The sequence below is a fragment of the Dyadobacter sp. CY326 genome (genome assembly GCF_021390515.1).
In the GTDB taxonomy this organism is placed as follows: domain Bacteria; phylum Bacteroidota; class Bacteroidia; order Cytophagales; family Spirosomataceae; genus Dyadobacter.
Genome location: NZ_JAJUXI010000009.1, coordinates 167,764 through 192,782, shown reverse-complemented (window position 1 = coordinate 192,782; position 25,019 = coordinate 167,764). Strand labels below are relative to the sequence as shown.

Here is a 25,019-nt window from a genome sequence, read left to right as displayed (position 1 = left end):
TCGCAAGATTGGCGCTTTTTTTGTTTTATTTAAGCTGTAAGAATTCTAAAAACATTTCATACCCCTGCCGCAGAGCGGCCGCTCGGGAGAAAAACGAAATGCAACCAAGGCAGCGTTTCAAATTCATCCTAAGTATGTTTTGGACGTCGAATACTTTCTACATAAAGCGAATTAAACCTTCTCAAATCATGGACTTCAAAGATCAGATCAAACAGTTCAGCGACCGGGTTTCCAAAATGAAAGATAACATTCATACCGAGGAAGCAACCAAAAATGCATTTATCATGCCGTTCCTTCAAATTTTGGGTTATGATGTCTTCAATCCCATCGAAGTTGTGCCAGAATTTATCTGTGATATCGGTATTAAAAAAGGAGAAAAGATTGATTATGCTATCTTTCGTGATGGATCTCCGATCATTCTAGTTGAATGTAAACACTGGAAGCAAAAACTGGACATTCATGATGGACAGCTTTTGAGATATTTTCATGTCTCAAAGGCTAAATTTTCTATGCTAACAAATGGTCTGATATTTAGATTTTACACAGACCTTGTTGAACCAAATAAAATGGATGAAAAACCATTTCTAGAATTTAATATCGAAGAAATAAAAGACGGACAAGTCGAACAGTTAAAAGAATTTCACAAAGCTTATTTTGATGTAGACAGTATTTATCAATCCGCCAGCGAGCTGAAATATATAAGCGAGATTAGGCATCTGATAAACCAAGAGTTCGTCGAGCCGAACGATGAGTTTGTGAAGTATTTTGCGAAGCAGGTTTATCCTTCTTTGATGACTGCAAAAGTGGTTGACGCATTTCGAACTTTGGTGAAAAGAACCATCACAAACATCATTAACGACACTATAAATGATCGACTTAAATCAGCCATCACCAACCCGGATTCGCCTATTCCAGAACAGCCAGCACCTGGAGAGTTAACTCATGCAAATTCTCCTGCTGAAAAGGATAAGGAAGTAGTTACTACGCCTGACGAGATGGAAGGATATTATATTATTAGAGCCATGTTGAGAAAGAAAGTGCCCGCTAATCGAATTACTCATAGGGATGCACTATCTTATTTTGCAGTATTTTTAGATGATAATAATCGCAGACCAATTTGCAGGCTTTACCTGAATGGCACAACGAAGAAATACTTAGGCCTTTTTGATGCTGAAAAGAAGGAATCCAAAATTGAGATAAAAAGCTTGGACGATATTTACAATTTCGGAAAAGAGTTAGATAGGACAATTAATTTCTATCTTGAACAAAAAGCTACTTCTAAGGCATAATAGGTTATGCTTAGGGTAATCTCTTTTCAGTTATTCTTTAACTTAGTCGTTATAGATAACATCAAAATGATTACCCTACTAATCTTCTCTTTGAGTTGGAATCTCAAACCTCCCTACCCCCGAATCAACCGCTCCAAACGCTCCATCATCTCGTCCTTCTCCTTCAACATCCGCTCATACAACACAATTTTTTCTTCATGCAGCTGAATAATCTTGTCGATTGGGTTGATGTGCTGAATGTTCAAAGCGTTATTATTGACAGCATTATCTGAGAAGTTACAGGATATGTTATTAATCGCCCTTTCTTCATCAAAATTCCGAATAGCCTCAGCCGGAATTTTAAGTATGGCCGAAACCTGCTCTAAAATGTCTGAATCGATTTTTTCTCTTTGTTCTAGTAAAGAAACCTTTTGCTGATTCCAATCGTCGCCGAGTTCGAAAGCCAGAAAATCTTGCTTGATCCCAAGCATTTCGCGGAAGCGTTTCAGATTGCGACCTTCGTGGATCTTCGGGTTGGAGCTAGCATTAGTCATGCAGAAAGTATTTTTTTGAAAAGGCAATTTATATAAATCCGTCGGGAAGTTTCCGGATAATTTACGCGCATTGCAGTGTAAGTTACCGGACAGAATGCTGGCACGCTGACTTTCCTCTTCACTAACGCAGCTTCTTCCCTAACCAGGCTCTAACTGGCTCATCGAACAACTTTAAACTTGCATAAGCCAGCGCAATGGCTCCTGTAAATGTGAGCAGTGCGTATGGCGAAGCTTGCCATAGCGAGATGCCCTTGTGATTGCTTACCCAGGCGACGTAAAAATAGACGAGCACATAATGCGTCATGTATAAAGGATAAGAAATGTCGCCCAGAAACTTGCAAATTTTCTCTTCTGTTTGCCCACGGACCACACCACTTGCGCCGATATAAACAATGAGTGGAAAGACAATGATGATGCAAAAAGCCTCGTACAAACCGTTCATCCAGAGGTGCTCTACACCGCCGATTCTTGGCATTACCAGAACAACCGCGACCAGGATGCCACACCATAAGAAAGCATTTTTGATATAAATTGGCCGTGCTGTCCGCGACAAAAGCAAACCCGCAAAAAACGGAAATATTGTGCGCGTGATCCCAATGCGCATGTGTTCGGCATTCAATGTCCAGCCACCGGTGACGTCTCCGTTCGCGCTGGTTAAAGCCAAATGCAAAAGCGCCAGGCCAGCTAGTGCTACAACAACGGCTAATGCTTTATTTGACAATTTCCTCATTCCCAATGCGTAAAGAATGTTGGCTATATACTCGAAAAACAATGACCAGCCGACACTATTGAGCGGATGCATTTCGAACCAGCCACGGATATCCATCGAAAGCGGGACGGGCAGAAGCGTCCATCCGATTAGCATGACCACGATCAGCTTCCATACGGGAACTGTGTGAATGAGCGGCCAGATTGTCGAGTCTGTAAAGTAAAAGCCGATGGCGCCGAGCGTCATGCCGAGTATAACGAGTGGTTGTAGCCGCACAAACCGGCGACGAAGAAAGCCGCCGATCGTTAATTTGTCCCGCCTGTCGTCATATGCATAACCAATTACAAAGCCGGATAACAAAAAGAAGAAATCCACTGCCAGATAACCGTGATTTACAACATTGGTAAAGCGGCTGCTGGCAAGGGGCTCAGTAAGGTGAAAGAACACCACAATGATGGCTGCGACACCCCGGAGGCCATCTAAGATTTGATAATGTGGTTTTGAACCAAGGTCATTATTGTTGTTCATCACGGATAGAGGAGATATTTTATCCGTACGGCCTTGAACTTCTGCAATCCCGGCTCCCAGCTTTTTCTGATGTCCGCTTCGGAAACGCCAGCAATGATCTGTTTTCTCAGTTGGTCGGTGCCAATGCGCAGATCAAATGCTGATATATCCTGGTTGGCCCTGCCGGGAGTGAAGAAATTGGCTTTGTCCGGATAAGCATTGTACAGCTCAATCAACCACGATAAATTAATCTGCCGGCTTTCGCGTAGCTTTTCAATGTCATATTTGCGCAGGTCGAGGCCATAGCAAACAGAATCTTTGTGATTGGGTTTCTCACTCATGCCGGGAATGCTTACCGGTTTGTACGAAAATGAATATTTGCCTTTCAATGCGGGTGCCCCCAGAATAGTAAATGGCATGTAAGTCCCCCGGCCTTCATTGATAGCCGTTCCTTCAAACATACACAAGCTCGGGAAAAGCATCACGGCTTGCTGCGTATTCAAATTGGGTGACGGATTTATCGGCAATGTGTAAGGCATATCATGATTGTAATTGGCAACCTTAATGATATTCAGTTTGCATTGTTCTTTCACATATCCTTCACCGTTAAGATATTGCGCAAATTCGCCGATCGTCATCCCATGCGTCATAGGAATATAATGGATCCCAATGGCAGATTTAAATTTATCATCCGTCATCACCGGTCCATCAACCACATATGCGTTTGGATTTGGCCTGTCAAGAATCAAGAGCTCTTTATTGTTTTCTGCACAAGCTTCCATCACATATTCAAGCGTGTTGATATTGGTATAATAACGGCAGCCCACATCCTGAATATCAAAAACCATCAGGTCGATATCCGCCAGCTGTTCTTTATTGGGTTTCTGATTTTTGCCGTATAAAGAGATGATTGGAATGCCCGTTTTAGCATCTGTCTCATTGCTCACCACTGCTCCGTTGCTCGCATTGCCTCTAAAACCATGCTCCGGCCCAAACACCTTAACAATCTGATTTCCAAGGCTCAATAAACTGTCTACAATACTTTTTTTACCAATCAAGGAACTCTGATTTGCAACCAGTCCGATGCGCTTTCCATTTAAATAAGGCAAATATTTTTCAGTCTGATCCGCCCCTGTGATAATTCCCGACTTGCTGGAACTGTGCTGGTCTGATGATGCAATTTGTGCGGAACATTCAATGTTGCCGATCACAAGCAGCATTAGAAAAAGTATAAAACTAAATCTTATCATTTTCAGACGGTTTGTAGTTTAGTGATGGCCACCGCGCGATGCAGTCAAATTGATAAGGCTAAAATAGCAAATTTAGCGAAGGCATTACGTAAGCTGTCTTCGCTTTGCTTGAAGGCTGCAAAGTCAATTATCGTCATAATGCTCCTTTGCGGCTATGACGAAGACAGTTATAGTCAGCTCAAAGATTTGATACACAAAGCGGTGCTTCTTGTCAATTCTACGAGACCACAAGCCCGAAAGATTGTTTTTGAGTTATTCTGGCTTGCCAATTCCCAGTTGGGATTCTCAATAAAAATTAGACTAGCAGCAGCTTCCAATCCAATTAAGCGTTGGTTCGAATGTTACATTCGGATCAACTATTCGCAGGCCTCAGGCCGGTCAAAGCCAGGCAACCTCAACGGATTGCCTGGCTTTTCTTCAATGTTAATTACTGCCGATTACCGATAAATGAAGGCTTTGTCTTTGAGCAACTCACCAGTTGAGTACCAGGTTTTTTGTGTTTTGACATTGCCTTTTGCATCAAATGTGTGGGCAAATTTGAAAGTAGGACCTGATGTATGTCTGACCTTTACCAGTTTCGTCCCGAATTTTCCAAAAATCGGTAAATACGGATCTCCTATCTGATGTAAATCATCAGCACCAAACACAATCGTATTGATTATCCCATTTTTGTCTAAATCAAGTGATCCTCCGACATAATCCGAATATTCAAATGCATTGTAATCACTCACAGTCAATGACTTGCCAGTTCCATGTGTTGTCAGATGTTTGGTAACATTGCCCAAACCGTCATATGAAAATGTTATCACGGACTTCTCCGGAGTTGCACTGATAACTTTTATGAGTTGCTGCTTGGCATTGTATTCAAACTTAGCATTGGTATACAAATACGGCGATCCACCGGACCCGATTTTGTAATGCGCTGTTTGTAATTCCGTTGCTTTTCCATTCTCGATACGCCATTTCATTTCCCGCTTTTTAAAAGTGCCTTCATATCGTGTCGCTACAACCCAGTCGGTCCAATCGGCGCCGTATTTATATTCCACACGCAATGATTTGACCCCATAATCCTGGGCGCTATTTGTGTATTGCACTTCTTTTAACCGACCGTCGGGATAGTAAATTAACACTTCATCACCATGCTTCACGAGCTTTAACGAAGGCGCAGTTGCTGGAATTCCTGCTATACGAGCACCCGTATCATTGCCCGAAGGCTGTTGAGGAGCGGGCAGCAAACTTTCATTTTGACAAGACACTAACATTAAACCGGCAGAAAGACTGACCATTAATGCGGTTTGTTTTAACAAGCTTTTCATAGCAAACAGTTTTTAGATTAGAGATGGATTTAACGGCACAATACTAGATTATGCCGCAAAGGTTATCCCTAACCAATGAATAAGCGGTGGGAACGAAACAGCGAACGGTTATCTCCTTTTGCTTACTGCCTGTCGAGTTGCTTGTCAATTTCTAATGCAGCGCTGATCAATGCCAAATGCGTGAACGCTTGCGGGAAGTTGCCGAGGTGCTCGGCCCTGTGGCCGATTTGTTCGCTGAACAAGCCCAAATGGTTGGCATATCCATTCATTTTCTCAAAACTGTCGAGCGCTTTTGCGACTTCCCCGCTTTTGGCAAGAGATTCAATGTACCAGAACGAGCACATATTGAATGTGCCTTCTTCGCCGGCTAGGCCGTCGAATGATTCTTCGCCATTTTTGTAACGATATAAAAGCACGTCTACACCAAGCTGTTCTTCCACAACTTTCAATGTCGAGAGCCAGCGGGGTTCGTGGGGTGCGATGAAATGCATGAGCGACATAAGCAAAACGCTAGCGTCGACGACATCGGCACCTTTGTATTGCACCCACGCACCTATTTTATCATTCCAGAAGTTTTCATAAATGTCTTTATAAATGGCGTCACGCACTTGTTTCCACTCATTTTCGGGAAAAGGAAACGATCGGTGCTGACCAATCTTGATCGCACGGTCCATCGCAACCCAGCACATAAGCCGACTGTGCAGGAAGTTTTTTTCGGTGTTGCGGATCTCCCAGATCCCGTGATCAGCCGTGTCCCACCTTTCAACGACCACATTTACCTGTTTCACAATGGTTTCCCAAAACTCAAAAGTGATCGCTGAATGCTGTCTGTTATAAATGTAAATCGTGTCGATGAGTTCGCCATAGATGTCAAGCTGATTCTGATCCTGCGCCCCGTTTCCGATCCGGACGGGTTTTGAATTTTGATAACCGCTCAAATTCGCTACTTCCTTCTCTTCCATGTCATGCCCGCCGTCAATCGTATACATGAGATAAAGCTTGTCTGCCTGGCAGCGGTCGTGAATCCATTCCAGAAATGCCGTTGCTTCTTCCGTATATCCGAGCCTTAGAAACGCATACATTGTAAACGCCGCGTCCCTGATCCAAGTAAAGCGGTAATCCCAGTTGCGGCCACCACCAATTACCTCGGGCAGACTGAATGTCGGGGCGGCCACCATTGAACCCAGTTCCCTGGAAGTGAGTAATTTAAGCGTAATGGCAGAGCGGTTTACAGTGCCGGTCCAACGGCCTTTATATGTAGATTTTTTAGACCAATTCCGCCAGAAATCAACCGTTTCCTGGTAAGTATCATGCTTATAAGCTTCTAACGGATTGTCATTTTCAACCTGACCTTTACCGCATTCCAACACCAGATAAGCCGTTTTTCCCTGTTCAAGAGTGAACTCCGCATAACCCGCATTGTTCTTGATCTGCAAAGGAACGTCGGCAATCAGGCGCATTACTGTCCCGTCCTCATTATCTGCATTGAAATAAACGCAATCGTCACGCAATTCACAGTTATGTTGTGTCCCGCCGTAATCGAAAGCAGGCTTACATTTCGCCTGAAAAGTAATTTTTCCACGAACCGTTTTTACCTGGCGCACAATGGCATTAGACTTATCCATCAGGTCGTTGACCGGCATATAATCAGTTACTTCCGCAATGCCTTCCTCTGAAAAAAACCGGGTGAGCAGCACTGCCGTGGAAGGCAGATAAAGTTGCTTTGTGTTATAACCTTCCAATAATGGATAAATGGCGAAGCTGCCCCCATTATCATTGTCCAACAATTTTGCAAAAACCGTCGGCGAGTCAAAAGCAGGATAGCACATAAAATCAATAGAGCCATCCACGCATACAAGCGCAACGGTTTTCAGATTACCAATCACTCCATAATCCTCAATCCGCGTATGTTCAGGGTTCTTTTTAGGCATTTGGCTTCTCGTAAGTTTGAAAGTCAAACTTGTAAATTATCACGCCAGTGCATGAAAACCCTTGGCCTCATATTTTATCCCTTGACCACAATCACGCTCGTCACAGATTCATCCTTCATGCTAACCCATTTTTGCCGCTCCTCGTCGTTTCCGTATGCCAGTAAACCAGCTTCATTTTCGAAGCTGACTAGGTGAATTTCATAAGGAGGATCGAGCTCGCCGGCGATGAAGTGCTCGGCGGTGGGCCTGATCCGCATCAGCAGTTTACCATTGTGGCGTTCCAGCAAGGGTAACACCCGTGATTCGAATTCATGGAAAGTGTCTTCTTTTCCGTCGCGGACGTAAACAAATTGTGTGATGTGGATCATGGCTCGTCTAATTAGTCAAACATTTCCAAATAATAAATCAACTAATTCAAATGTCGATATTCATTTGGCGTGACGCCGGTTCTTTGCTTGAATAGGCGCGTGAAATGTTGTTGATACTTGAAACCCAGCTGGTAAGCAATTTCACTGAATGATTGATTGGCTTCAAAAATTTTCATTTTGGCTTCCTCAATGAGTCGTGATTGTATGAAATCCAATGCGGTATGCCCAGTCTCTTTTTTGATCAGATCACCAAAATAGTTGGGAGATAAATGCAGCGAGTCAGCGCAATAGGCCACGCTGGGCAGGCCCAACGTCTGCGCTTTGCCTGATTTGAAATACTCATTAAGCAAAGCTTCAAAACGCACCAAAATGTCTTTGTTTTCATTGCTGCGCGTGATAAACTGACGGTCATAAAAACGCATGCAATAGTTTAGAAACAGCTCAATGTTGGATACAATCAATGTTTTGCTATGCTTGTCAATGTTCTGGTCAATTTCGGAGCTGATCTTTTGGAGGCAATCTACAATCGTATCCTTTTCTTTTTTGGACAAATGCAATGCCTCGTTGACCTCATAGGAAAAAAATGAATAATCCTTCATCACCCTGCCCAGATGTGTGCCCGCAATCAAATCGGGATGGAAGACTAATGCGTATCCCGAGGGCTTGGTCATAACACCTTTGCTGTCAATGCCGTAAACTTGCCCGGGAGCCACAAAAACCAGCGTCCCGTCTTCATAATCGTATGGCTGGCAACCGTAAATGATATCGCCGCACTTAATATTTTTGAAAAAAACAGCATAAATGCCCATGTAACGCCGGAAATGCTGGACCGACGGTATTTCGCTGAAATTGATCACACTTACCAGCGGATGCAGCGTCTCTACACCAATCCAGTTATTGTACTGCTTTACCGTATCAATTCGCTCTACCTGTTCCATAATCTCGCATTTTTAAGGTCAAATATAACTAAGCCGACACGACTCATTCCATAAAATTGGCATAATCAGTAAAACTGGTAAATAAACCTGTAACCTGTATAAAACGGTGCGGGCTCCTGGCGCGACCTTTGTAACATTCAATGGCAAAAAAATCTTACGGCAATGATACATCTCAATAAATCAGGCATTTACACTTTGTTGTTCGGAGCAATGCTTTCGACCGCAGCATATAGTCAAACCAAAAAATCAGCAAACATGACACAAGTTCAAGATGCAGCTCTTTTTCCGAAAGGAGACAAACTGCCCGACAGCTATTTCACCGGCGGCGCTTTCCTGACGCCGCTTATTGCAAAAGATAAAAACAATGACTTCATGATGGGCAGCGTGACTTTTGAGCCGGGAGCCCGCACGCACTGGCACACACATCCGAGAGGCCAGGTTTTGATCGTAACGGAAGGTGACGGTTTTTATCAGGAAAAGGGCAAACCGGCACAGCCCATCAAAAAAGGCGACGTCGTCAACATTCCCGAAAATACCGCGCATTGGCACGGAGCTGCGGAAAAAACCAAAATGGTGCATATCGCCATCACCAACTATGAAGGCGAGGCCAATGTGGTTTGGCTGAAACCGGTTTCGGATGAGGAGTATGCTGCGGTAAACAAACAGTAAAAAGCAATCATCATGAGCCGATACAACCCTCTCTTTCTCCTTATTTTCATTTTTTGTCCAACTGCCATGAAGGCGCAAGTGAAAACAGACCAAAGTCGGGCGCTAAGTCCTCAGCAACAAAGCATTTCTATCATTTCCGCGTTAACCGCCGCGGGCGATATTGAAAACTTGTCGACACAGCTCAATGCTGGCCTGGATGCAGGGCTCACAATTGAAGAAACCAAAGAAATCCTCGTCCAGCTTTATGCCTATTGCGGTTTTCCAAGAAGTCTGAACGCGATCACCACATTGATGAATGTGGTTGAAAAAAGGAAGGCAAGTGGCATAAACGACAAGCAGGGAAAGTCGGCTAATCCCAATAACAACCCCTCGGATAAGTATGATCAGGGCCGGAAAGTGCTGGAAATTTTGACCAAAACACCGCAGACCAAACCAGCTCCCGGCTTCGGTGAATTCGCCCCGAGGATTGATGCATTTCTGAAGGAACATTTGTTTGCGGACATTTTTGAAAGTGATGTTTTGAGCTTCCAGCAACGCGAGATTGTGACCATTTCTGCATTAACCGCCATGCAGGGCGTCGTGTCGCAATTGCAGGCTCACGTCAAAATGGGAATGAATACGGGGATCACTGAAAATCAGCTCGCAGCAATTGCAGACCTCATTGAAAAACACGTCAGCAAAACGCAGGCGAATACATTAAGAACGATCGTTTCAAAACCTTTGACTCCCGTTATTGAAAAGGATATGATGGTCCGGATTTCGGAAATTGAAATTGTGCCGGAATTTCTGGCGGAGTATAATGCCATTTTGAAAGAAGAATCGTCCGCGTCTGTTGAAAAAGAGCCGGGCGTGATCGCTATTTTTCCCATGTCAGCCAAAGAGCAACCCAATCAGATCCGGATCGTGGAGATTTATGCCGACAGCGCCGCTTATCAATCGCATTTGAAAACCCCGCATTTCCAGCATTATAAAACGAATACGCTTAAAATGGTAAAGTCCTTAAAGCTTGTGGACATGCATTCGCTTGACCCGGAGACGATGTCGGAAATTTTTAAAAAACTGAAATGATGAAAGACGCATTCAAAAAAACATGCATAGCTAAACAACAGTGGCTGACATGGGCATTCAGCATATTCTTACTCGGCATTATGGCTTGCAAAACAGACAACAACATTCCCGCGGAAAATTCAGAAGAGGAAGTGCGAGAAACCGGCACGCCGCCTTCTGATTCAACCAGCCGGTTAAGGATTAACATTGGGTCAAAAGCTTTTACCGCGACACTCGTGAAAAATCCGACTGTAACTGCATTCAAAGCAAGACTGCCACTGACAGTGAATATGAGCGAACTGAACGGAAATGAGAAGCTTTATAACTTCCCGTCGAACCTTCCATCAAACGCTTCAAACCCCGGGAACATCCGGAATGGCGACCTGATGCTTTACGGCTCCAACGTGCTGGTGCTTTTTTATAAAAGCTTCCCCACGCAGTATGCATACACCAGGCTTGGGCGGATTGATAATGTAAGTGGACTTGATGCGGCGGTTGGCGCGGGTAATGTGACGGTGACTTTTGAACTGGAATCAAAAAAATGAATACAGAAAAAGACATTTTCGAGCGAATGCGCGCTGGCGGGCAGATTCCGAAAGATGATCCTGAATATGGGAAGTTTGCAGAAGTTGTAGCCCGGACGATCCGGTTATGTGTTGAAATGAATGCGACTGCAACGGATCTGGGCGAAGTGCGCCGAAAGCTAGGCGAAATTATCGGAACCGAGATCGACGATTCGACGACGATATTCCCTCCGTTTTATACCAATTTCGGGCAATTTATCACTTTGGGTAAAAATGTGTTTATCAACCACGCCTGCTCCTTTCTGGACATTGGCGGGATCACAATTGAAGACAATGTGCAGATCGGGCCGAGGGTAAACCTTACTTCCGAGAATCATCCGCTTGACCCTGCAAACCGGACCACGCTCATTCTGCAACCCATTGTCATTAAACGGAATGCGTGGATCGGCGCGGCTGCCACCATCCTGCCGGGCGTTACGGTCGGAGAAAATTCCATTGTTGCAGCCGGTGCGGTTGTGAGCCGCGATGTGCCGCCAAACTCAATCGTGGCTGGCATTCCGGCAAAAGTTATCAAGTCATTTTAGCTTCTTAAGCACTAGTGTTCCGCGCAATCATCTGTTCATTAGTCCTATCGATCCGCAACTGGTTCAATTGTTTTAACCTCACCGCGAAATTCACTTATCACCATGGACAAAAACCAAGCAAACAACAGGCCGGAGAAGGAGGATCATCACGAATCCCGACGCGACTTCCTGAAAACATCTTCCATCCTGACAGCTATCGCCGTCGCCCCTGTTGCCGTTGCCAAAGCTGCGGAGCATAATTTGGGAGAAAAGATCAGTGCTGCTTTTGAAACGACACCCGTCAACATGACGGTCAATGGCGTCAAGAAGCAGTTGAACGTGGAGCCACGTTCAACGCTTCTGGACACGTTGCGTGAGCAGCTGGATTTGACCGGAACCAAAAAAGGCTGTGATTATGGTCAGTGCGGCGCATGCACGGTGCATGTGAATGGCCAGCGCGTGCTATCCTGTCTGAGCTTGACTGTCATGCATGAAGGTCAGGAAGTTACCACTATTGAAGGCTTGGCAAAGGGTGAAGAACTGCACCCAATGCAACAGGCTTTTATCAAACACGACGGTTTTCAATGCGGTTACTGCACGCCGGGACAAATCATGTCTGCGGTTGCCTGCATTAACGAAGGTCATGCCAATAACGAAGCTGATATTAAGGAATTTATGAGCGGGAACATTTGTCGCTGCGGGGCATATCCCAACATTGTGAAGGCGATTCAGGAAGTTAAAAACGGGGGGCAGAAATCATGATACAATTTCAATACGAACGCGCGACCACAACGAAGGCTGCCATAAACGGATTGGCCAATAACAGCAACGCAAGATTTATTGCTGGCGGCACCAATCTGGTTGATCTGATGAAACGGAACATTACTGCGCCAACCAAACTGGTGGACATTAACATGGTCCCGCTCAAAGACATTCAGCAGCAAAATGGTAAAACGAGCATTGGCGCACTGGCATTAAACAGCGCCGTGGCCGATAATAAGCTGATCATCGAAAAACATCCGCTGCTTTCCCAGGCATTGAATGCAGGTGCATCAGCCCAAATCAGAAACATGGCGACTGTGGGCGGCAACATGATGCAGCGCACGCGATGTCCCTATTTTTACGACACTGCATTGCCGTGCAACAAACGCGAACCCGGCTCTGGCTGCGGCGCATTGGAAGGTTTGAACAGAATGCACGCCATTTTTGGGACGAGCGAGCAATGCATTGCCGTGCACCCGAGCGATATGTGCATTGCATTGGTTGCATTGGATGCCAGTGTTCTAGTAGCCGGACCAAAAGGCGAGAGACGCATTCCATTTGAAGAATTTCACCGACTGCCGGGAAATCAACCCGAGAAAGATAACACACTTCAAAACAATGAAATGATCATTTCGGTAGAGATACCGGACAATGCTTTTGCTAAAAATGCGCATTACTTTAAAGTTCGCGACCGGGCATCTTATGCATTTGCACTGGTGTCTGTGGCAGCGGCTTTAAATATGGACGGGAAGGTGATTAAGGAAGCGCGGCTGGCAATGGGCGGCGTGGCGCACAAGCCATGGCGGCTGAAAGAGGCTGAAAAAGCATTGGCAGGAAAACCGGCAACGGAAGAAACTTTCAGACAAGCGGCGGAAATTGCGATGCAGGGAGCTAAGGCTTTCAAATACAATGCATTCAAACTGAAACTCGGTCCGAATGTGATTGTAGAAGCATTGAAAAATGCAGCTGGCCTGGTTTAGTTTTCCCAAAATCCTTGAATGAAAAGATCATGAATGAAGCATTTTTTGATAAAAAAGATTACAAACCACTCGACAGGGTGGATGGCCGCCTTAAAGTAACGGGCGCAGCCAAATATTCGGCAGAATATGTCTTGCCAAATATGTCCTATGCCGTGCTTGTCGGCAGCACAATTGCCAAGGGAACCATTGAAAGCATTGATTCAAAAGCAGCCGAGCGTGCGCCCGGCGTTTTGGCGGTGATATCACATTTGAATGCCATCAAATTGCCGAGTTACCAGTCCAAAGGGGAGCATCCATCGGAGCCGTCGACAAAGGGCCAGCCGTTGCGCGTGTTTTTTGACAACAAAATTTATTCGAATGATCAGCCGATTGTGGCCGTTGTCGCAACCAGTTTTGAGAAAGCACGGCATGCCGCAACGCTTGTGAAAGTTCAATATAATAAGGAGCAGCATCAGACTGATTTAGAAGCAAATGCAGAAAAAGCGGTGCTGCCCGCATCTGGCAAGAAAAACCCGAAATCCCCGACGGCAGATTATGACCGCGGACAGATTGACGCATTTGCCAATGCGCCGGTTAAGTTTGAAGCGGAATATGTGTTGCCAACCGAAGTGCATAATCCCATGGAATTGCAGTCGATTACGGCGCATTGGGAAGCAGACGATAAGTTGACCGTCTATGACAAAGTGCAGGGCACAAAAATGACCCAGAAAAATTTTGCCAAAGAATGGAATTTGCCGGAGGAGAATGTCAAATGCATTGCAACTTTCGTAGGCGGCGCTTTTGGAAATGGACTGCATAACTGGCCCCACGAAACGGCGGCTATCATTGCTGCGAAGCAAGTGAAAAGACCGGTTAAACTGGTGTTAACGCGTGAACAAATGTTTACGATGGTCGGTTACCGGCCCCGGACGTGGCAAAAGATTCAAATGGGAGCGACGAAAGATGGCAAACTGGTGGCAATTAATCACCAGTCTATCGGGCAGACTTCCACTTACGAGGAATTCACGGAATCCACTTTGCAGCAAACGCGCATGATGTATGCGTCGCCAAATGTCAGTACGCGTTACCGCATTTTGCCGCTTAATCTTGCCACGCCGATCTGGATGCGCGGACCAGGCGAAGCAACGGGTGCGTTTGGCTTGGAATCGGCGATGGACGAAGTGGCGCATTCGATTGATATGGACCCCGTTGATTTCCGATTGCTTAATTATACGGAGTCTGATCCGGACAAGAATATGCCCTGGTCGACCAAATATTTGAGAGAATGTTATGATGAAGGCAAAAAAAGGATTGGCTGGGAAAACAGAAAAATGCAACCGGGTTCAGTGCGGGACGGCGAATGGCTTGTGGGTTATGGGATGGGCACAGGGACTTTTGGTGCAAACAGAAATTCAGCCACCGTGCACGCAGAACTGGATAAAGAAGGCAACCTCGTCATGCACTGCGCCATCACGGACATTGGCCCCGGCACTGGGACCGCTATGGTGCAGATCGCTTCCAACACGACAGGGATTCCAACCGAAAAAATCGCATTTCACCTCGGCAATTCTGAGTTTCCGAATGCAGGCTTGCAGGGCGGTTCGTCTACGGTAAACAGCGTTGGCCCGGCGGTGCTCGCGGCTTGCAATGCATTGAAAGAACAGCTGATTACGATGGCGGCGGCCAAAGGAAATGCGGCGTTCGCCTCGGCAAAGCCGGATGATGTGATGTTTGATAAAGCCGAAATCCAGCTTGGCGGAAAGTCGGCCAAACTGACATTGGGAGACTTGTTGAAGCAAAATAACATTGAGAAAATAGAGACTACGAACGAATCCAAGCCCGACGAAAACCGCAATAAATACTCTATGAATGCATTTTCAATGCATTTTGCAAAGGTTCATGTGCATCCATTCACAGGTCAGGTGCGGGTGAAGAAAATCGTTTGCTGCGCAGATGCCGGCACAATTGTTAGTCCGAAAACTGCCGCAAGTCAGATGATTGGAGGCGCAACTGGCGGCATTGGAATGGCCCTGACCGAAGATGCGGTTATGGACCACCGTTTCGGCCGCTATGTGACCAAAGACTTGGCAGATTACCACGTGCCTGTGCATGCTGATGTGCCTGAAATCGACGTATATTTCGTCAATAAGCCTGATTTGCTGGCTGATCCGGTCGGCAGCAAGGGCTTAGGAGAAATTGCCATCATTGGCGTCGCTCCTGCGATTGCCAATGCCGTTTTTAATGCAACCGGGAAAAGGATCAGAGAGCTGCCAATCACGCCGGATAAGCTGATTTAGGCTTTTTAGCAAAATCATAAAAGTAAAAAACCGGGCAATGATGTCCGGTTTTTTTACTTAACAGTTTAATATAAGGTTTTCTGCAGATCAGTTTCCGCCACTGACTCGGCACTTCTCTACACTATGTTTATTTTCAACCTGCTGCTGGATCCTCAATTTCAAATTGCCACATCATTTCAAGGCTCAAAGCTCTTGCTATTAACCGTTAGTTCAACCAAGTCAACCAGTTGAAAATTGTCAGCCATATTTCACATGCAAGGGCATACAATTCGATGCCTAGTTTTATTTTAACTAAACAATATGGCTATGAAATTCTCACATGTTTTTTTGCTATCGATTTGTATGATCTCATTTTTTGCTGGTTGCGAAAAAAAGGAGCTGGATTCACCCTACATTACAATAATAAGTCCAACGCGAAATCAAGCATTTCAAGACAAAGATAGCATCCAAATTAAAGCGCTGATTAAGCCACACAACGCATCGTTAGTTAATTCACAAATTACCGTTAGGGATAAAAAACGCAACGTAATTGCAGCAATGAACATAGGATGTGCCTGCGCAGGATTACAGGTTATCAATCTGGAGCGCTCATTTATTTATCCCGTAAAAAAGACTGAAGACGTAATGGTCGAAATTTGTGCTAAGTTAAATAATGGAGAAACGATATGCGAACAAGTCCCATTTGTGTTGATTGGAGAATAGAATACTAGTCAGCAAACATTGCCCTAATAAGTGTCCAGCTTATTGGGGCTTTTTTCTGTTGTAACCGATTTCGTATTTTCGCAAAAGTGCAGGCTTCCAACTCATTCAAGCGACTATGGCTCAGGAATATATTGAAATCCGCGGTGCGCGGGAGAATAACCTTAAAAATGTCTCATTAAGCATTCCAAAGCGTAAAATCACCATTTTTACAGGCGTTTCCGGGTCAGGTAAATCTTCCATTGTGTTTGATACGATCGCGACTGAGGCGCAGCGGCAGCTGAATGAAAATTTCAGCATGTTTATCCGAAATTTTCTGCCAAAATATGCGCAGCCTCACGCAGACGCCATTGAAAATCTGAGCATGGCCATCGTTGTGGACCAGAGGAGATTGGGTGGAAATTCGCATTCGACTTTGGGCACAATTACCGACATTTCTCCCGTGCTGCGACTTCTGTTTTCCAGAATCGGGACGCCGCATATCGGCAATTCCAATGCTTTTTCTTTCAATGATCCGCAGGGAATGTGCCTGGAATGCAATGGGTTGGGAAAGAAAATGGGCGTTGTGGCTGACTCGTTTCTGGATTTGACCAAGTCGTTGAATGAGGGCGCGGTGCAGGTCCCAGTTTTCGCGACCTGGGAAAAAAGCAGTTATGCGAGCTCCGGTTTTTTTGATAATGATAAAAAGCTTTCCGACTTCACACCCGAAGAAATGGACCTGCTGCTTTATGGAAAAAACCTGAAATTCAAATTGCAAGTGGGTGGCGGGACGATGAATGCAACTTACCTGGGCGTGATTGAAAAATTCGAAAAGTCATATATCAAGCGGGACATTAAGACATTGTCCGAACGGACGCAAAAGGCGGTTGCACCATACATTGCGCTTGGGCCTTGTCCGGCTTGTAAGGGTGCGCGGCTGAGCCAGGCTGCGTTGAGTTGCCAAATCAAGGGCAAAAACATCGCCGAAATGTCGGCCATGGAAGTGTCTGAACTGCTGGATTTGATCAAGGAAATAAACGATCCTGTTGCCGGGTCAATGCTTGCCACATTGTCTGAACGATTACAGCATCTGGTGGACATTGGTCTGGAATATTTAAGTCTGGACCGTGAAACGAGCACATTATCGGGCGGTGAATCACAACGGGTTAAGATGGTTAAACATCTCAGCAGCAGCCTGATCGATGTCATGTATATATTTGACGAACCGAGTGTAGGTTTGCATCCAAGGGACGTTCACCGACTGAATGAATTGCTCGGCAAGCTGCGCGACAAAGGCAACACGGTGATCGTTGTTGAGCATGATCCGGATGTGATCAAAGTGGCTGATCACATTGTGGATGTAGGGCCGCATGCGGGAAGCAAGGGCGGACAAATCGTGTTTGAAGGGAGCTTTGCGGAGCTAACCCAGGCGGATACGCTCACCGGTCGACACATCAAACAATCTTTGCCAATAAAAGAAAAAACGCGCAAGCCGTCTGGTAAGCTTTCTGTCAAAAATGCAAAAGTCAACAACCTGCATAATGTTAGTGTGGACATTCCCGCAGGTGTGCTTACCGTTGTCACGGGCGTGGCGGGTTCGGGTAAGAGCTCGCTGATCAATCATGTTTTCCTAAAACAGCATCCAAAAGCAATTGTCATTGATCAGTCCGCCGTCGGAATTTCTACGCGTTCAAACCCAGCCACTTATACGGGCGTGATGGACGACGTGCGCAAGGCATTCGCGAAAGCCAACGGCGTCAGCGCGTCCTTGTTCAGCTTCAACTCGCAGGGTGCTTGTGAAAATTGTCAGGGCCTGGGCGTCATTTACACTGATCTGGCATTTCTCGACGGCATTAAAACGCCTTGTGAGGTGTGTGAAGGAAAGCGCTTTAAAGAGGAAGTGCTGGAGTATAAGCTGGACGGTAAGTCCATTTCGGACATTCTGGAAATGACGGTGTTGCAGTCACTCGATTACTTTACCCAAACCGACATCCGGCATAAATTACAGGCCATGAGCGATGTAGGCCTCGATTATCTGACGCTTGGACAACCGTTAAGCACATTGTCGGGCGGTGAATGTCAGCGCATTAAGCTGGCCAGCGAGCTGCACAAGAAAAGTGGCGTCTATGTGCTGGACGAGCCGACAACGGGTTTGCATATGTCCGATATCACACATTTGCTTTCCATCATGAATCGCCTCGTTGATGCGGGGAACACGATGATTGTGATCGAGCATAATCTGGATGTGATAAAAAACGCAGACTGGATTATAGATATGGGCCCGGATGGTGGCACAAAAGGTGGAAATGTGGTTTTTGAAGGAACGCCTTTGCAATTGCTGAATGCGGAAGGCTCAATTACAAGCCAGTATTTGAATAGTGCCAGCATTGCCTGAGCATGGGCGCAAAATCATTTTCCATTGACAATTGCCAATGTCTTTTGGTCCGGTAATCCGTTGTAATACTTGTCCAAAACAGCCTGAAAAACAGGATCTGCATTGTTGACAAGGCTAAACAATGTCATGCAAGATCTGACTTTGAGATCGTCCGGACTTCCCAGAATTTGATTGGCTGTTTTGTTTTGAACGGCTAAAAACGCATTTGAAACTTCAACAAGCCTCTTCCCAAGCTCGGGATGTTGCAGATAACGGCTGGCCTGGTCGAGATTTTCGATTCCATAAAAAGCCGATGTGCTGCTCACGCCCAGACCGGCTATTTGCGGAAAAATATACCATATCCAATGACCACGCTTCTTGCCGGCTTTGATTTCAGCCAAAGCTCCTGCGTAATCCCGCTGCTGGGCTTCTAAAAACTTGGTCAAATCGGCTTCTGATTTCATGGTCAAAGGATATGTTCTTTACAACCGAATTTCCTATAATTAGTATTTCAATTCCTTGATCTTGGCAACAACGCGACTTGCGACGAGCTGGTAACCTCTGTCGTTCAGGTGAATTTCGTCCGTGTTAACATTGGACCGCATGCCTGTTGGGAAATTGTTTTTTTGCAAATCAGCCAGATCCTGGTCAGTTGGCGTGTAGCCAATGGCCGCCATTTCTTCTGTTGAAGGCGGTGTCATGGGCACAAATGACTGGCCATATTTCGAGGCGAGTCTGTCATTAATCGAAGTCACCTGATTGTACTTTTCCACGCCAGGTATTTCCAATGCCGATAACAGAATGCCGACGACGAGAAACCGTTTCGGATCGTCGATGTAAGCAATTGAGTTGTCCAGCGCCGCCAAAATTTCCTCTTCTGCATTGGGCTTTCCGATGTTGTTACGGCCATACCAAAAGATCTGCGTGGCGCTTTTAAGCTTTTCCACATCGTCTAACAAAAACCGCGAATTCTCAGGGATTTCAGCAGTGCTTTCTGCATCGGGCGTCACTGTGTATTTGTCGCCAAACTCTTCGCTGCCCGTGCGTTTAATCGTGCAATGCACACCAGCCAGCGTTCCCTTCCTGCTGTAATCATTGTTGTTGCTGAATGTAGACAAAAAAGGATTACTCAATTGCGTGATATTGACGGGATTAAGCCCGTCAAATTTATTCCCAAGCACTGAGATCGTCAGCGGCGTCCCACCCTGCAACACAGAGTTTGACATGGCATACTGCCCTATAATGCCCTCGCTGTAAATGGGCCGACCTTGCAAAGCCGTCCCCACGATCGTGCCGTAAGGTGCTGTTCCGCCAGCGCCGATCGTCAGGCTATCCCCGAAGAACGCCAATGTTTTGTCCCGCGGAGGCAATTCAATTTCAGGCTCGTTTTTACTGGGAATGAGGTCCTCAACAAGTCCGCTGCAGGACGATAAAAGTGTGGTGGTTAAAAGGGCCGCCCCAGATTGGCGAAGAAAACGCCTGCGGCTCGAAAAATTGTCTGGGATTGGTGTGTTTGACTTACGCTGACTGTCGTCGATCATTGTATTAAAGGAAGTATGAGTTATTCTCCCATTGTCGCAACAATAATCATTCCAACCACAAAATCAGTATTTTACCGTTGAATCATTAATGCTTGATGTGCCCTGTGCTTTGCTGTTTTTTTGCACAAAAAGAACAAGCCATGGAACAGATATTCTTTCAGTTAGCAGGTTTTATTGAGTTAGCATTGGTTTTATTCATGCTTTTCATCGGATACAAAATCATCCAGACACTCGAAGTAACGCCATCAAAAAAAGGCAACATTTCTTAGCAACTGCCTTTTCTGAATTGTCGCATTTCGCGGAATTTTTCATCAATCAATGGCCATCAAATAATAGTCGCCGTCTGCTGATGCTTCCGCGTGATCTATTTCCCAGCCCTGCGCCAGATAAAAGGCCAGGGCATTTTTATTGGCTTGCAAACATTTAAGTGTCGCTGGCCTTCCCATTGTTGCGAGACAAGCGTCCAGCAACAACTTTCCCGCTCCTTTTCCAATATGAGGAGGATCTACAAATAAGGAATGTATGAAATTTGCGGGCGGCCACCAGGCAATAAATCCAACAGGCTTTTCATCTTCAATTGCCACTAATATTGTTTCACCTTCCGTCGCAGCATCAAAATCCAATAACTTGAAGTTTTTAGTATTCGCCCATGTAAATGCATGTCGCCTTGCGTCCCTGAATATACGTCTGAGTTCGGGAGTGTGTTCGGAAGAGTGATTTACGATGTTCATGCGAATTAAAGTTAGCAGCGTTTATTTCGTTTGAAATTAAATCACATTAAAAAAGCCTGAAACATTTGTTACTGTTTCAGGCTCTTACATTAATAACAAAATCTCAATGCTTAATCAGCTTGATCAACAACTTTCGGTTTGCGGCCGCGAGGCTTCCCTGTGTAAGCCGGCTTCGGTTCTGAACTAGTCAATGCTAATTCATAACCCACCACTCCCTCTTCGTAATTGAATTGTGTAACCTCGAATGTATATTTCGTTGTATCAAATGCAACTCCACCTTGTTTGAGGATGATTGCCAAAGGAATTACATAACCTCTGCCGCTTTTCACAAGTGAAAAAGTGCCTGTTTCGTCATCAGATGGAATGAGATAAACTGTATTGATTTTTCTTTTTCCCTGATCCGTTCCAATTTTAAACTTCGTAGTGTCTGCTTCTATTCCCAACTCCGTTAGCGCGTTACTTGGCAAAACAATTTTACCTGTTGCTGAAATGTATCCGCTTGGCTTTGGTGTAGATTTGGTCACCTCACTTTTTGGAAGATTTTCCTGAGGTGTAAAAAACTTTATTGATTTGGCTTTCATATTATGAATTATAATTAGCAGTTATGTGCAGCGAAATTAAGAATTATAATTTCTTATAAAAACATAATGCAAATAAACTAAGGCAACTGATTATGTAACCATTAGCCAAATTGATTGATAATAATGGAAGAAAATCAATAATTCAGAAGCAAAAATCGGCTTAAATCCCTTTAACAAAAAAGCAACTTTCACTTCCTCTTTTTGAACTTAGGAGGCTGAACGTAGAGTTCAATGTTAGCGGCAAATCCAGAGGTGCGAACAGGCACAGCACCCTCTATAAGTCTATTGGATATGTTTTGACGATATCCACCGAAGATTTCCACACCGGCATAAGCGCCTATTCTACGGTTGTACGAAACGCCCATATCAATGTCCACCCGGCGACAAACCCCGAGTGCGGGATTGTTCAATTGATTGATATAATAAGTGCGCGTTACTGCTTCCGACTTGAAGTAAATAATATCCGAGGGAGATATGTTTTTTCGCAAAGAAATTTTCTTTGGAAGCATCATTTCTAATCCTGTATTTTCGGAAAAATTGTAATTGAGGATAAAAACAGGAAGCACAGTCACCTTGAAGCTTTTGTTCATCATAACACCAAAGCCTATCTCCTTATTAGCACTTTTTCTGTGCAAAAACGAAGCAGACAATGTATAGTTCGCAGGAATTTGATCCCATTTTAGCTGACCAAAATCACCGCTTTTATTAACGTGAGATGTAAAAATAAACCAGGAAGAGCTGTCGAGCTTTACAAATGAATTAAGATCCAATGCAAAAGTGCGCAGGTTCCAGCCTTCCATATGACTTACCGGATTTTCGCCGGTGGATTTGAATTCAAGCTGCTCGGTCCGGTAATTTGGTCCTAAAATAACGGTTACTTTTTTGCTGTGCACAAGCGGCACCCACGCCCTCACGAAATATTCTTCCTGCGTAAAACGCTTGGTGTCGGTTCCATTGAAGCGAAAAGTTTTGCCCGGAGCGTGTGTATTGCGGAATGTCAACCACTTTGAAGGCGCCATGCCTTCGAGGCCGGGCTTCAATGATTGGCACATTGCGTGCCCGCTTAACATGGAAATGATGATGAGGAATGCCCCGGGGCTGCGAAACTGCATAAAATTACTCCTGAAAAGGTTTACTATTCTCGTACGCGCACACTTAGGAAAACGAAATTAAATATAAACAATTTCGTCCATTAAAGGCATCAAATCATTCGCTGTGAGTCGGTAACGAATTCCGATTTCAATTAAGTTCCCGTTAAATAAAGCCTTGCGGATTGCGTAAAACAGAAGAAGCGCCCTTGAAAATTTCAAGAGCGCTTCTTTCAATTTCGGATATATAACGATCTAACGTATATCCTCGTATTTTCCCTGGCTTAAATCGCCCGTTTCAAATCCTTTTTTAAACCAATACATTCTCTGCTGCGAGCTTCCGTGCGTAAATGCATCGGGAACTACGTAACCCTGAGACTCCTTTTGAAGCTTATCATCGCCAATCGCATTAGCCGCAGTCAATGCAGCTTCCAAGTCGCCAGGTTCGAGTATATTGCTCATTTGCTGCGCGTGATTGGCCCAGACACCAGCCAGAAAATCGGCTTGAAGTTCGAGTTTCACAGACAGTTTGTTATATTCTTCCTTGCTAATTCGACCGCGTTGTTCCTGCAATTGCTCCGAAATGCCCATCAGATTTTGAACGTGGTGACCCACTTCATGCGCAACCACATAGGCGACTGCAAAATCTCCGGGCGCCTTGAATCGGTCCCTCAACTCATCACAAAAGGCCAGATCAATGTAAACTTTATGGTCTGCCGGGCAATAAAATGGTCCCATTGCGGCTGATGCGCCGCCGCAACCACTTTGCGTTGCATCTTCAAAAATTTGAAGTTTCGGCTTTTCGTATTGTGCATCATTAGCCGTGTAAATCTCCCCCCAAACATCTTCCGTGCTGCCCAAAACAGCAGACACAAAATCAGCAGTTTTATCGTCAGGACGTGGGCCTGCGGGGCGGCTTTCAGCCTGCTGCGTCTCGGTTCCTTGCAAGTTTCCGAGAATTTCACTCGGATCCTGGCCGGTCAACAGGCCTATTGCGAGCACAATGATCATCCCAATCCCACCGATTGCGACTTTTCCCCCACCGGACATTCCCCGGCGGTCTTCTACATTTCCACTTCTTCGTAAATCCTGCCAACGCATACTTTATAGTTGTTTAGATATTCACAAAATAATAAAAACCATGCCAATATACGCAGACAGGAAATTGGGCAGGCTGAGGCTTGGATCATAACGCACTAACCTGCTGAATTTCAGTTGGCTTTCAAAATGTGATTTCTTGCGTCAAATGCGTTGCCTGCTCATCCCCATTGATTTGCACGGTTGCCGTCAATGGCTTTGCATTCCAATTGATTGTGATGAAACCGTAGTTCAATTTGGCCACCATTTCACCAACGCGATATTTGTTTGGCTCTTCGTGAGGCTTCGAAACATGCGTCAGACCGCTGCTTGTAATGTCAAACAAGTCATAACCGAGTCCTGGAACCGTTACTTTGGAAACCTCCGCAATGTGCCTGTCACCACTGATCAGCATTGCGCCTTTCGGTTTAGTTTTGGCGATTAAGTCAAGAAAACGCTGTCTGGAAACCGGGAAATTTGCCCATTTTTCATAAGGATGATCCACCGGCAAAAACTGAATGCCGCATCCAATGATATGCACATCTGCATCAGAACCAGTCAGTTGCTTTTCCAGCCATTGCCATTGCTCCTCGCCCAGCAAGTCTCCATCGGGATTCGGGACATTATCCTTCCCCTCTTTTTTAAGCGCATCTCTGAAATAGCGGCCATCCAGCAAAATCACCTTTACGCGCTGGCCTTTGGGACCATAAGTTGTGGATGAATAGGCGCCTTTTTGTTTTCTTAACGGGCTGTCAGGCGCCACATCCATGAAGTCGAGCATCAGCTGCTGACTTTCCACTCTTCGCGGATATTCCTTTCCTCCATCATTGACCCCGTAATCGTGATCGTCCCAAACGCCTATTACTGAGGTTTGTTTGATCAATTGCTGGTAAACCGGATTGGATTTCTGCTTGTCGTATTTTGCTTTCAGGGTGTCCATATTTTCAGAATCACCATAAATGTTGTCGCCCAGCCATACCCAAACTTGCGGTTTTTTGGCAACAATGTCATCCCAAAGCGGCTGAGGACGTTTCTGATCGCTGCATGAGCCGAATGCGATGGTTGTAATGGGTTGTTGTGTTTGCGAAATTGTCTTGCCCGGCTTTGAAGTTGAGCAACCTGCCAAAGCAATACAGCTGATGATGGCTGGTAAAAAAATTTTGTACATAGTTCGTTTATTTGAAAATTGGGTCAAAAGTAGAAATGCCAAAGAACTTCCGCCATCTGCCCCGGCATTCATAACATTTAGTTTACATTGAGCCAGGAGCATTGCGGCGAAGTTTCTGG

At 45.3% G+C, this 25,019-nt stretch carries 25 protein-coding genes and 1 pseudogene; 11 read left to right on the top strand and 15 right to left on the bottom strand.

Features of this window, described 5'->3' with window-relative positions:
- Nucleotides 1-188: 188 nt before the first annotated feature.
- A complete protein-coding gene (locus LZG73_RS18945; protein ID WP_233853469.1) occupies nucleotides 189-1,289 on the top strand; it encodes a type I restriction endonuclease in 1,101 nt (366 codons plus the stop codon).
- Between the two features lie 113 nt (nucleotides 1,290-1,402).
- Here LZG73_RS18945 and LZG73_RS18940 read toward each other — a convergent pair whose 3' ends face one another.
- From LZG73_RS18940 to LZG73_RS18905, 8 genes and pseudogenes are all read right to left on the bottom strand, one after another.
- Nucleotides 1,403-1,822: a helix-turn-helix transcriptional regulator gene (locus LZG73_RS18940; RefSeq protein WP_233853467.1), complete on the bottom strand. Its 420-nt coding sequence runs from the start codon at nucleotides 1,820-1,822 to the stop codon at nucleotides 1,403-1,405.
- Between the two features lie 121 nt (nucleotides 1,823-1,943).
- Nucleotides 1,944-3,059, bottom strand: coding sequence for an acyltransferase (locus LZG73_RS18935; protein ID WP_233853731.1), 1,116 nt, complete (start codon nucleotides 3,057-3,059; stop codon nucleotides 1,944-1,946).
- Nucleotides 3,059-4,288: an exo-beta-N-acetylmuramidase NamZ domain-containing protein gene (locus LZG73_RS18930; RefSeq protein ID WP_233853466.1), complete on the bottom strand. Its 1,230-nt coding sequence runs from the start codon at nucleotides 4,286-4,288 to the stop codon at nucleotides 3,059-3,061. Before LZG73_RS18930 ends, LZG73_RS18935 begins: the two co-directional genes overlap by 1 nt.
- 123 nt (nucleotides 4,289-4,411) lie before the next feature.
- A pseudogene (locus tag LZG73_RS18925) lies at nucleotides 4,412-4,528 on the bottom strand (type II toxin-antitoxin system YoeB family toxin); the annotation flags it as partial.
- Between the two features lie 197 nt (nucleotides 4,529-4,725).
- Nucleotides 4,726-5,604 carry a hypothetical protein gene (locus LZG73_RS18920; protein ID WP_233853463.1) on the bottom strand — a complete coding sequence of 293 codons (879 nt, stop codon included), beginning with the start codon at nucleotides 5,602-5,604 and terminating at the stop codon, nucleotides 4,726-4,728.
- 122 nt (nucleotides 5,605-5,726) lie between these two features.
- Nucleotides 5,727-7,535: a glycoside hydrolase family 15 protein gene (locus LZG73_RS18915; RefSeq protein ID WP_233853462.1), complete on the bottom strand. Its 1,809-nt coding sequence runs from the start codon at nucleotides 7,533-7,535 to the stop codon at nucleotides 5,727-5,729.
- A 74-nt stretch (nucleotides 7,536-7,609) separates the two neighbouring features.
- Complete coding sequence (locus LZG73_RS18910) at nucleotides 7,610-7,903, bottom strand: DUF1330 domain-containing protein (protein ID WP_233853461.1); 294 nt, start codon at nucleotides 7,901-7,903, stop codon at nucleotides 7,610-7,612.
- Nucleotides 7,904-7,944: 41 nt separating this feature from the next.
- Nucleotides 7,945-8,841 carry an AraC family transcriptional regulator gene (locus LZG73_RS18905; RefSeq protein WP_233853460.1) on the bottom strand — a complete coding sequence of 299 codons (897 nt, stop codon included), beginning with the start codon at nucleotides 8,839-8,841 and terminating at the stop codon, nucleotides 7,945-7,947.
- A 162-nt stretch (nucleotides 8,842-9,003) separates the two neighbouring features.
- On the opposite strand from LZG73_RS18905, the gene LZG73_RS18900 reads away from it, so the two are divergent.
- The 9 genes from LZG73_RS18900 (at nucleotide 9,004) to LZG73_RS18860 (ending at nucleotide 18,735) form a co-directional block, all read left to right on the top strand.
- On the top strand, nucleotides 9,004-9,510 hold the full coding sequence (locus tag LZG73_RS18900) for a cupin domain-containing protein (RefSeq protein WP_233853458.1): 507 nt from the start codon (nucleotides 9,004-9,006) through the stop codon (nucleotides 9,508-9,510).
- 12 nt (nucleotides 9,511-9,522) lie between these two features.
- Nucleotides 9,523-10,578 (top strand): carboxymuconolactone decarboxylase family protein, encoded by a 1,056-nt coding sequence (locus LZG73_RS18895; protein WP_233853457.1) that lies wholly within the window; start codon nucleotides 9,523-9,525, stop codon nucleotides 10,576-10,578.
- Entirely contained in the window at nucleotides 10,575-11,102 is a 528-nt protein-coding gene (locus tag LZG73_RS18890; RefSeq protein WP_233853455.1) for a cyclophilin-like fold protein, read from the top strand. Before LZG73_RS18895 ends, LZG73_RS18890 begins: the two co-directional genes overlap by 4 nt.
- The gene (locus LZG73_RS18885) at nucleotides 11,099-11,665 is read left to right on the top strand and encodes a sugar O-acetyltransferase (protein ID WP_233853454.1); all 567 of its coding nucleotides are present in this window, start codon (nucleotides 11,099-11,101) and stop codon (nucleotides 11,663-11,665) included. Before LZG73_RS18890 ends, LZG73_RS18885 begins: the two co-directional genes overlap by 4 nt.
- Before the next feature lie 102 nt (nucleotides 11,666-11,767).
- A complete protein-coding gene (locus LZG73_RS18880; protein WP_233853453.1) occupies nucleotides 11,768-12,406 on the top strand; it encodes a (2Fe-2S)-binding protein in 639 nt (212 codons plus the stop codon).
- Nucleotides 12,403-13,386: a xanthine dehydrogenase family protein subunit M gene (locus tag LZG73_RS18875; RefSeq protein WP_233853452.1), complete on the top strand. Its 984-nt coding sequence runs from the start codon at nucleotides 12,403-12,405 to the stop codon at nucleotides 13,384-13,386. Before LZG73_RS18880 ends, LZG73_RS18875 begins: the two co-directional genes overlap by 4 nt.
- Nucleotides 13,387-13,415: 29 nt before the next feature.
- Nucleotides 13,416-15,662, top strand: a complete 2,247-nt coding sequence (locus LZG73_RS18870) for a xanthine dehydrogenase family protein molybdopterin-binding subunit (RefSeq protein ID WP_233853450.1) — start codon at nucleotides 13,416-13,418, stop codon at nucleotides 15,660-15,662.
- Nucleotides 15,663-15,968: 306 nt separating this feature from the next.
- Nucleotides 15,969-16,364, top strand: a complete 396-nt coding sequence (locus LZG73_RS18865) for a hypothetical protein (RefSeq protein WP_233853449.1) — start codon at nucleotides 15,969-15,971, stop codon at nucleotides 16,362-16,364.
- A gap of 115 nt (nucleotides 16,365-16,479) precedes the next feature.
- Nucleotides 16,480-18,735: an excinuclease ABC subunit UvrA gene (locus LZG73_RS18860; protein WP_233853448.1), complete on the top strand. Its 2,256-nt coding sequence runs from the start codon at nucleotides 16,480-16,482 to the stop codon at nucleotides 18,733-18,735.
- 14 nt (nucleotides 18,736-18,749) lie between these two features.
- On the opposite strand, the gene LZG73_RS18855 is transcribed toward LZG73_RS18860, so the two are convergent.
- Entirely contained in the window at nucleotides 18,750-19,178 is a 429-nt protein-coding gene (locus LZG73_RS18855) for a DUF1810 domain-containing protein (protein ID WP_233853446.1), read from the bottom strand.
- A gap of 39 nt (nucleotides 19,179-19,217) precedes the next feature.
- Nucleotides 19,218-20,255 (bottom strand): SGNH/GDSL hydrolase family protein, encoded by a 1,038-nt coding sequence (locus tag LZG73_RS18850; RefSeq protein ID WP_233853445.1) that lies wholly within the window; start codon nucleotides 20,253-20,255, stop codon nucleotides 19,218-19,220.
- 140 nt (nucleotides 20,256-20,395) lie between these two features.
- On the opposite strand from LZG73_RS18850, the gene LZG73_RS25530 reads away from it, so the two are divergent.
- Nucleotides 20,396-20,524: a hypothetical protein gene (locus tag LZG73_RS25530; RefSeq protein WP_255697240.1), complete on the top strand. Its 129-nt coding sequence runs from the start codon at nucleotides 20,396-20,398 to the stop codon at nucleotides 20,522-20,524.
- A 42-nt stretch (nucleotides 20,525-20,566) separates the two neighbouring features.
- On the opposite strand, the gene LZG73_RS18845 is transcribed toward LZG73_RS25530, so the two are convergent.
- The 5 genes from LZG73_RS18845 to LZG73_RS18825 all read right to left on the bottom strand — a co-directional run bounded on the left by LZG73_RS18845 (nucleotide 20,567) and on the right by LZG73_RS18825 (nucleotide 24,900).
- A complete protein-coding gene (locus LZG73_RS18845; RefSeq protein ID WP_233853443.1) occupies nucleotides 20,567-20,986 on the bottom strand; it encodes a GNAT family N-acetyltransferase in 420 nt (139 codons plus the stop codon).
- A gap of 110 nt (nucleotides 20,987-21,096) precedes the next feature.
- On the bottom strand, nucleotides 21,097-21,567 hold the full coding sequence (locus LZG73_RS18840; RefSeq protein ID WP_233853442.1) for a hypothetical protein: 471 nt from the start codon (nucleotides 21,565-21,567) through the stop codon (nucleotides 21,097-21,099).
- Nucleotides 21,568-21,755: 188 nt separating this feature from the next.
- Nucleotides 21,756-22,679, bottom strand: coding sequence for a DUF6268 family outer membrane beta-barrel protein (locus LZG73_RS18835; protein ID WP_233853441.1), 924 nt, complete (start codon nucleotides 22,677-22,679; stop codon nucleotides 21,756-21,758).
- A 231-nt stretch (nucleotides 22,680-22,910) separates the two neighbouring features.
- Nucleotides 22,911-23,756: a neutral zinc metallopeptidase gene (locus tag LZG73_RS18830; protein WP_233853439.1), complete on the bottom strand. Its 846-nt coding sequence runs from the start codon at nucleotides 23,754-23,756 to the stop codon at nucleotides 22,911-22,913.
- Between the two features lie 121 nt (nucleotides 23,757-23,877).
- On the bottom strand, nucleotides 23,878-24,900 hold the full coding sequence (locus tag LZG73_RS18825) for an alkaline phosphatase D family protein (RefSeq protein WP_233853437.1): 1,023 nt from the start codon (nucleotides 24,898-24,900) through the stop codon (nucleotides 23,878-23,880).
- Nucleotides 24,901-25,019 lie beyond the last annotated feature (119 nt).

Excerpts from the sequence above, each read along its gene's own strand:
- LZG73_RS18945 (WP_233853469.1), top strand. The coding sequence starts at position 189 with ATGGACTTCAAAGATCAGATCAAACAGTTCAGCGACCGGGTTTCCAAA.
- LZG73_RS18940 (WP_233853467.1), bottom strand. The coding sequence starts at position 1,822 with ATGACTAATGCTAGCTCCAACCCGAAGATCCACGAAGGTCGCAATCTG.
- LZG73_RS18935 (WP_233853731.1), bottom strand. The coding sequence starts at position 3,059 with ATGAACAACAATAATGACCTTGGTTCAAAACCACATTATCAAATCTTA.
- LZG73_RS18930 (WP_233853466.1), bottom strand. The coding sequence starts at position 4,288 with ATGATAAGATTTAGTTTTATACTTTTTCTAATGCTGCTTGTGATCGGC.
- LZG73_RS18920 (WP_233853463.1), bottom strand. The coding sequence starts at position 5,604 with ATGAAAAGCTTGTTAAAACAAACCGCATTAATGGTCAGTCTTTCTGCC.
- LZG73_RS18915 (WP_233853462.1), bottom strand. The coding sequence starts at position 7,535 with ATGCCTAAAAAGAACCCTGAACATACGCGGATTGAGGATTATGGAGTG.
- LZG73_RS18910 (WP_233853461.1), bottom strand. The coding sequence starts at position 7,903 with ATGATCCACATCACACAATTTGTTTACGTCCGCGACGGAAAAGAAGAC.
- LZG73_RS18905 (WP_233853460.1), bottom strand. The coding sequence starts at position 8,841 with ATGGAACAGGTAGAGCGAATTGATACGGTAAAGCAGTACAATAACTGG.
- LZG73_RS18900 (WP_233853458.1), top strand. The coding sequence starts at position 9,004 with ATGATACATCTCAATAAATCAGGCATTTACACTTTGTTGTTCGGAGCA.
- LZG73_RS18895 (WP_233853457.1), top strand. The coding sequence starts at position 9,523 with ATGAGCCGATACAACCCTCTCTTTCTCCTTATTTTCATTTTTTGTCCA.
- LZG73_RS18890 (WP_233853455.1), top strand. The coding sequence starts at position 10,575 with ATGATGAAAGACGCATTCAAAAAAACATGCATAGCTAAACAACAGTGG.
- LZG73_RS18885 (WP_233853454.1), top strand. The coding sequence starts at position 11,099 with ATGAATACAGAAAAAGACATTTTCGAGCGAATGCGCGCTGGCGGGCAG.
- LZG73_RS18880 (WP_233853453.1), top strand. The coding sequence starts at position 11,768 with ATGGACAAAAACCAAGCAAACAACAGGCCGGAGAAGGAGGATCATCAC.
- LZG73_RS18875 (WP_233853452.1), top strand. The coding sequence starts at position 12,403 with ATGATACAATTTCAATACGAACGCGCGACCACAACGAAGGCTGCCATA.
- LZG73_RS18870 (WP_233853450.1), top strand. The coding sequence starts at position 13,416 with ATGAATGAAGCATTTTTTGATAAAAAAGATTACAAACCACTCGACAGG.
- LZG73_RS18865 (WP_233853449.1), top strand. The coding sequence starts at position 15,969 with ATGAAATTCTCACATGTTTTTTTGCTATCGATTTGTATGATCTCATTT.
- LZG73_RS18860 (WP_233853448.1), top strand. The coding sequence starts at position 16,480 with ATGGCTCAGGAATATATTGAAATCCGCGGTGCGCGGGAGAATAACCTT.
- LZG73_RS18855 (WP_233853446.1), bottom strand. The coding sequence starts at position 19,178 with ATGAAATCAGAAGCCGATTTGACCAAGTTTTTAGAAGCCCAGCAGCGG.
- LZG73_RS18850 (WP_233853445.1), bottom strand. The coding sequence starts at position 20,255 with ATGATCGACGACAGTCAGCGTAAGTCAAACACACCAATCCCAGACAAT.
- LZG73_RS25530 (WP_255697240.1), top strand. The coding sequence starts at position 20,396 with ATGGAACAGATATTCTTTCAGTTAGCAGGTTTTATTGAGTTAGCATTG.
- LZG73_RS18845 (WP_233853443.1), bottom strand. The coding sequence starts at position 20,986 with ATGAACATCGTAAATCACTCTTCCGAACACACTCCCGAACTCAGACGT.
- LZG73_RS18840 (WP_233853442.1), bottom strand. The coding sequence starts at position 21,567 with ATGAAAGCCAAATCAATAAAGTTTTTTACACCTCAGGAAAATCTTCCA.
- LZG73_RS18835 (WP_233853441.1), bottom strand. The coding sequence starts at position 22,679 with ATGCAGTTTCGCAGCCCCGGGGCATTCCTCATCATCATTTCCATGTTA.
- LZG73_RS18830 (WP_233853439.1), bottom strand. The coding sequence starts at position 23,756 with ATGCGTTGGCAGGATTTACGAAGAAGTGGAAATGTAGAAGACCGCCGG.
- LZG73_RS18825 (WP_233853437.1), bottom strand. The coding sequence starts at position 24,900 with ATGTACAAAATTTTTTTACCAGCCATCATCAGCTGTATTGCTTTGGCA.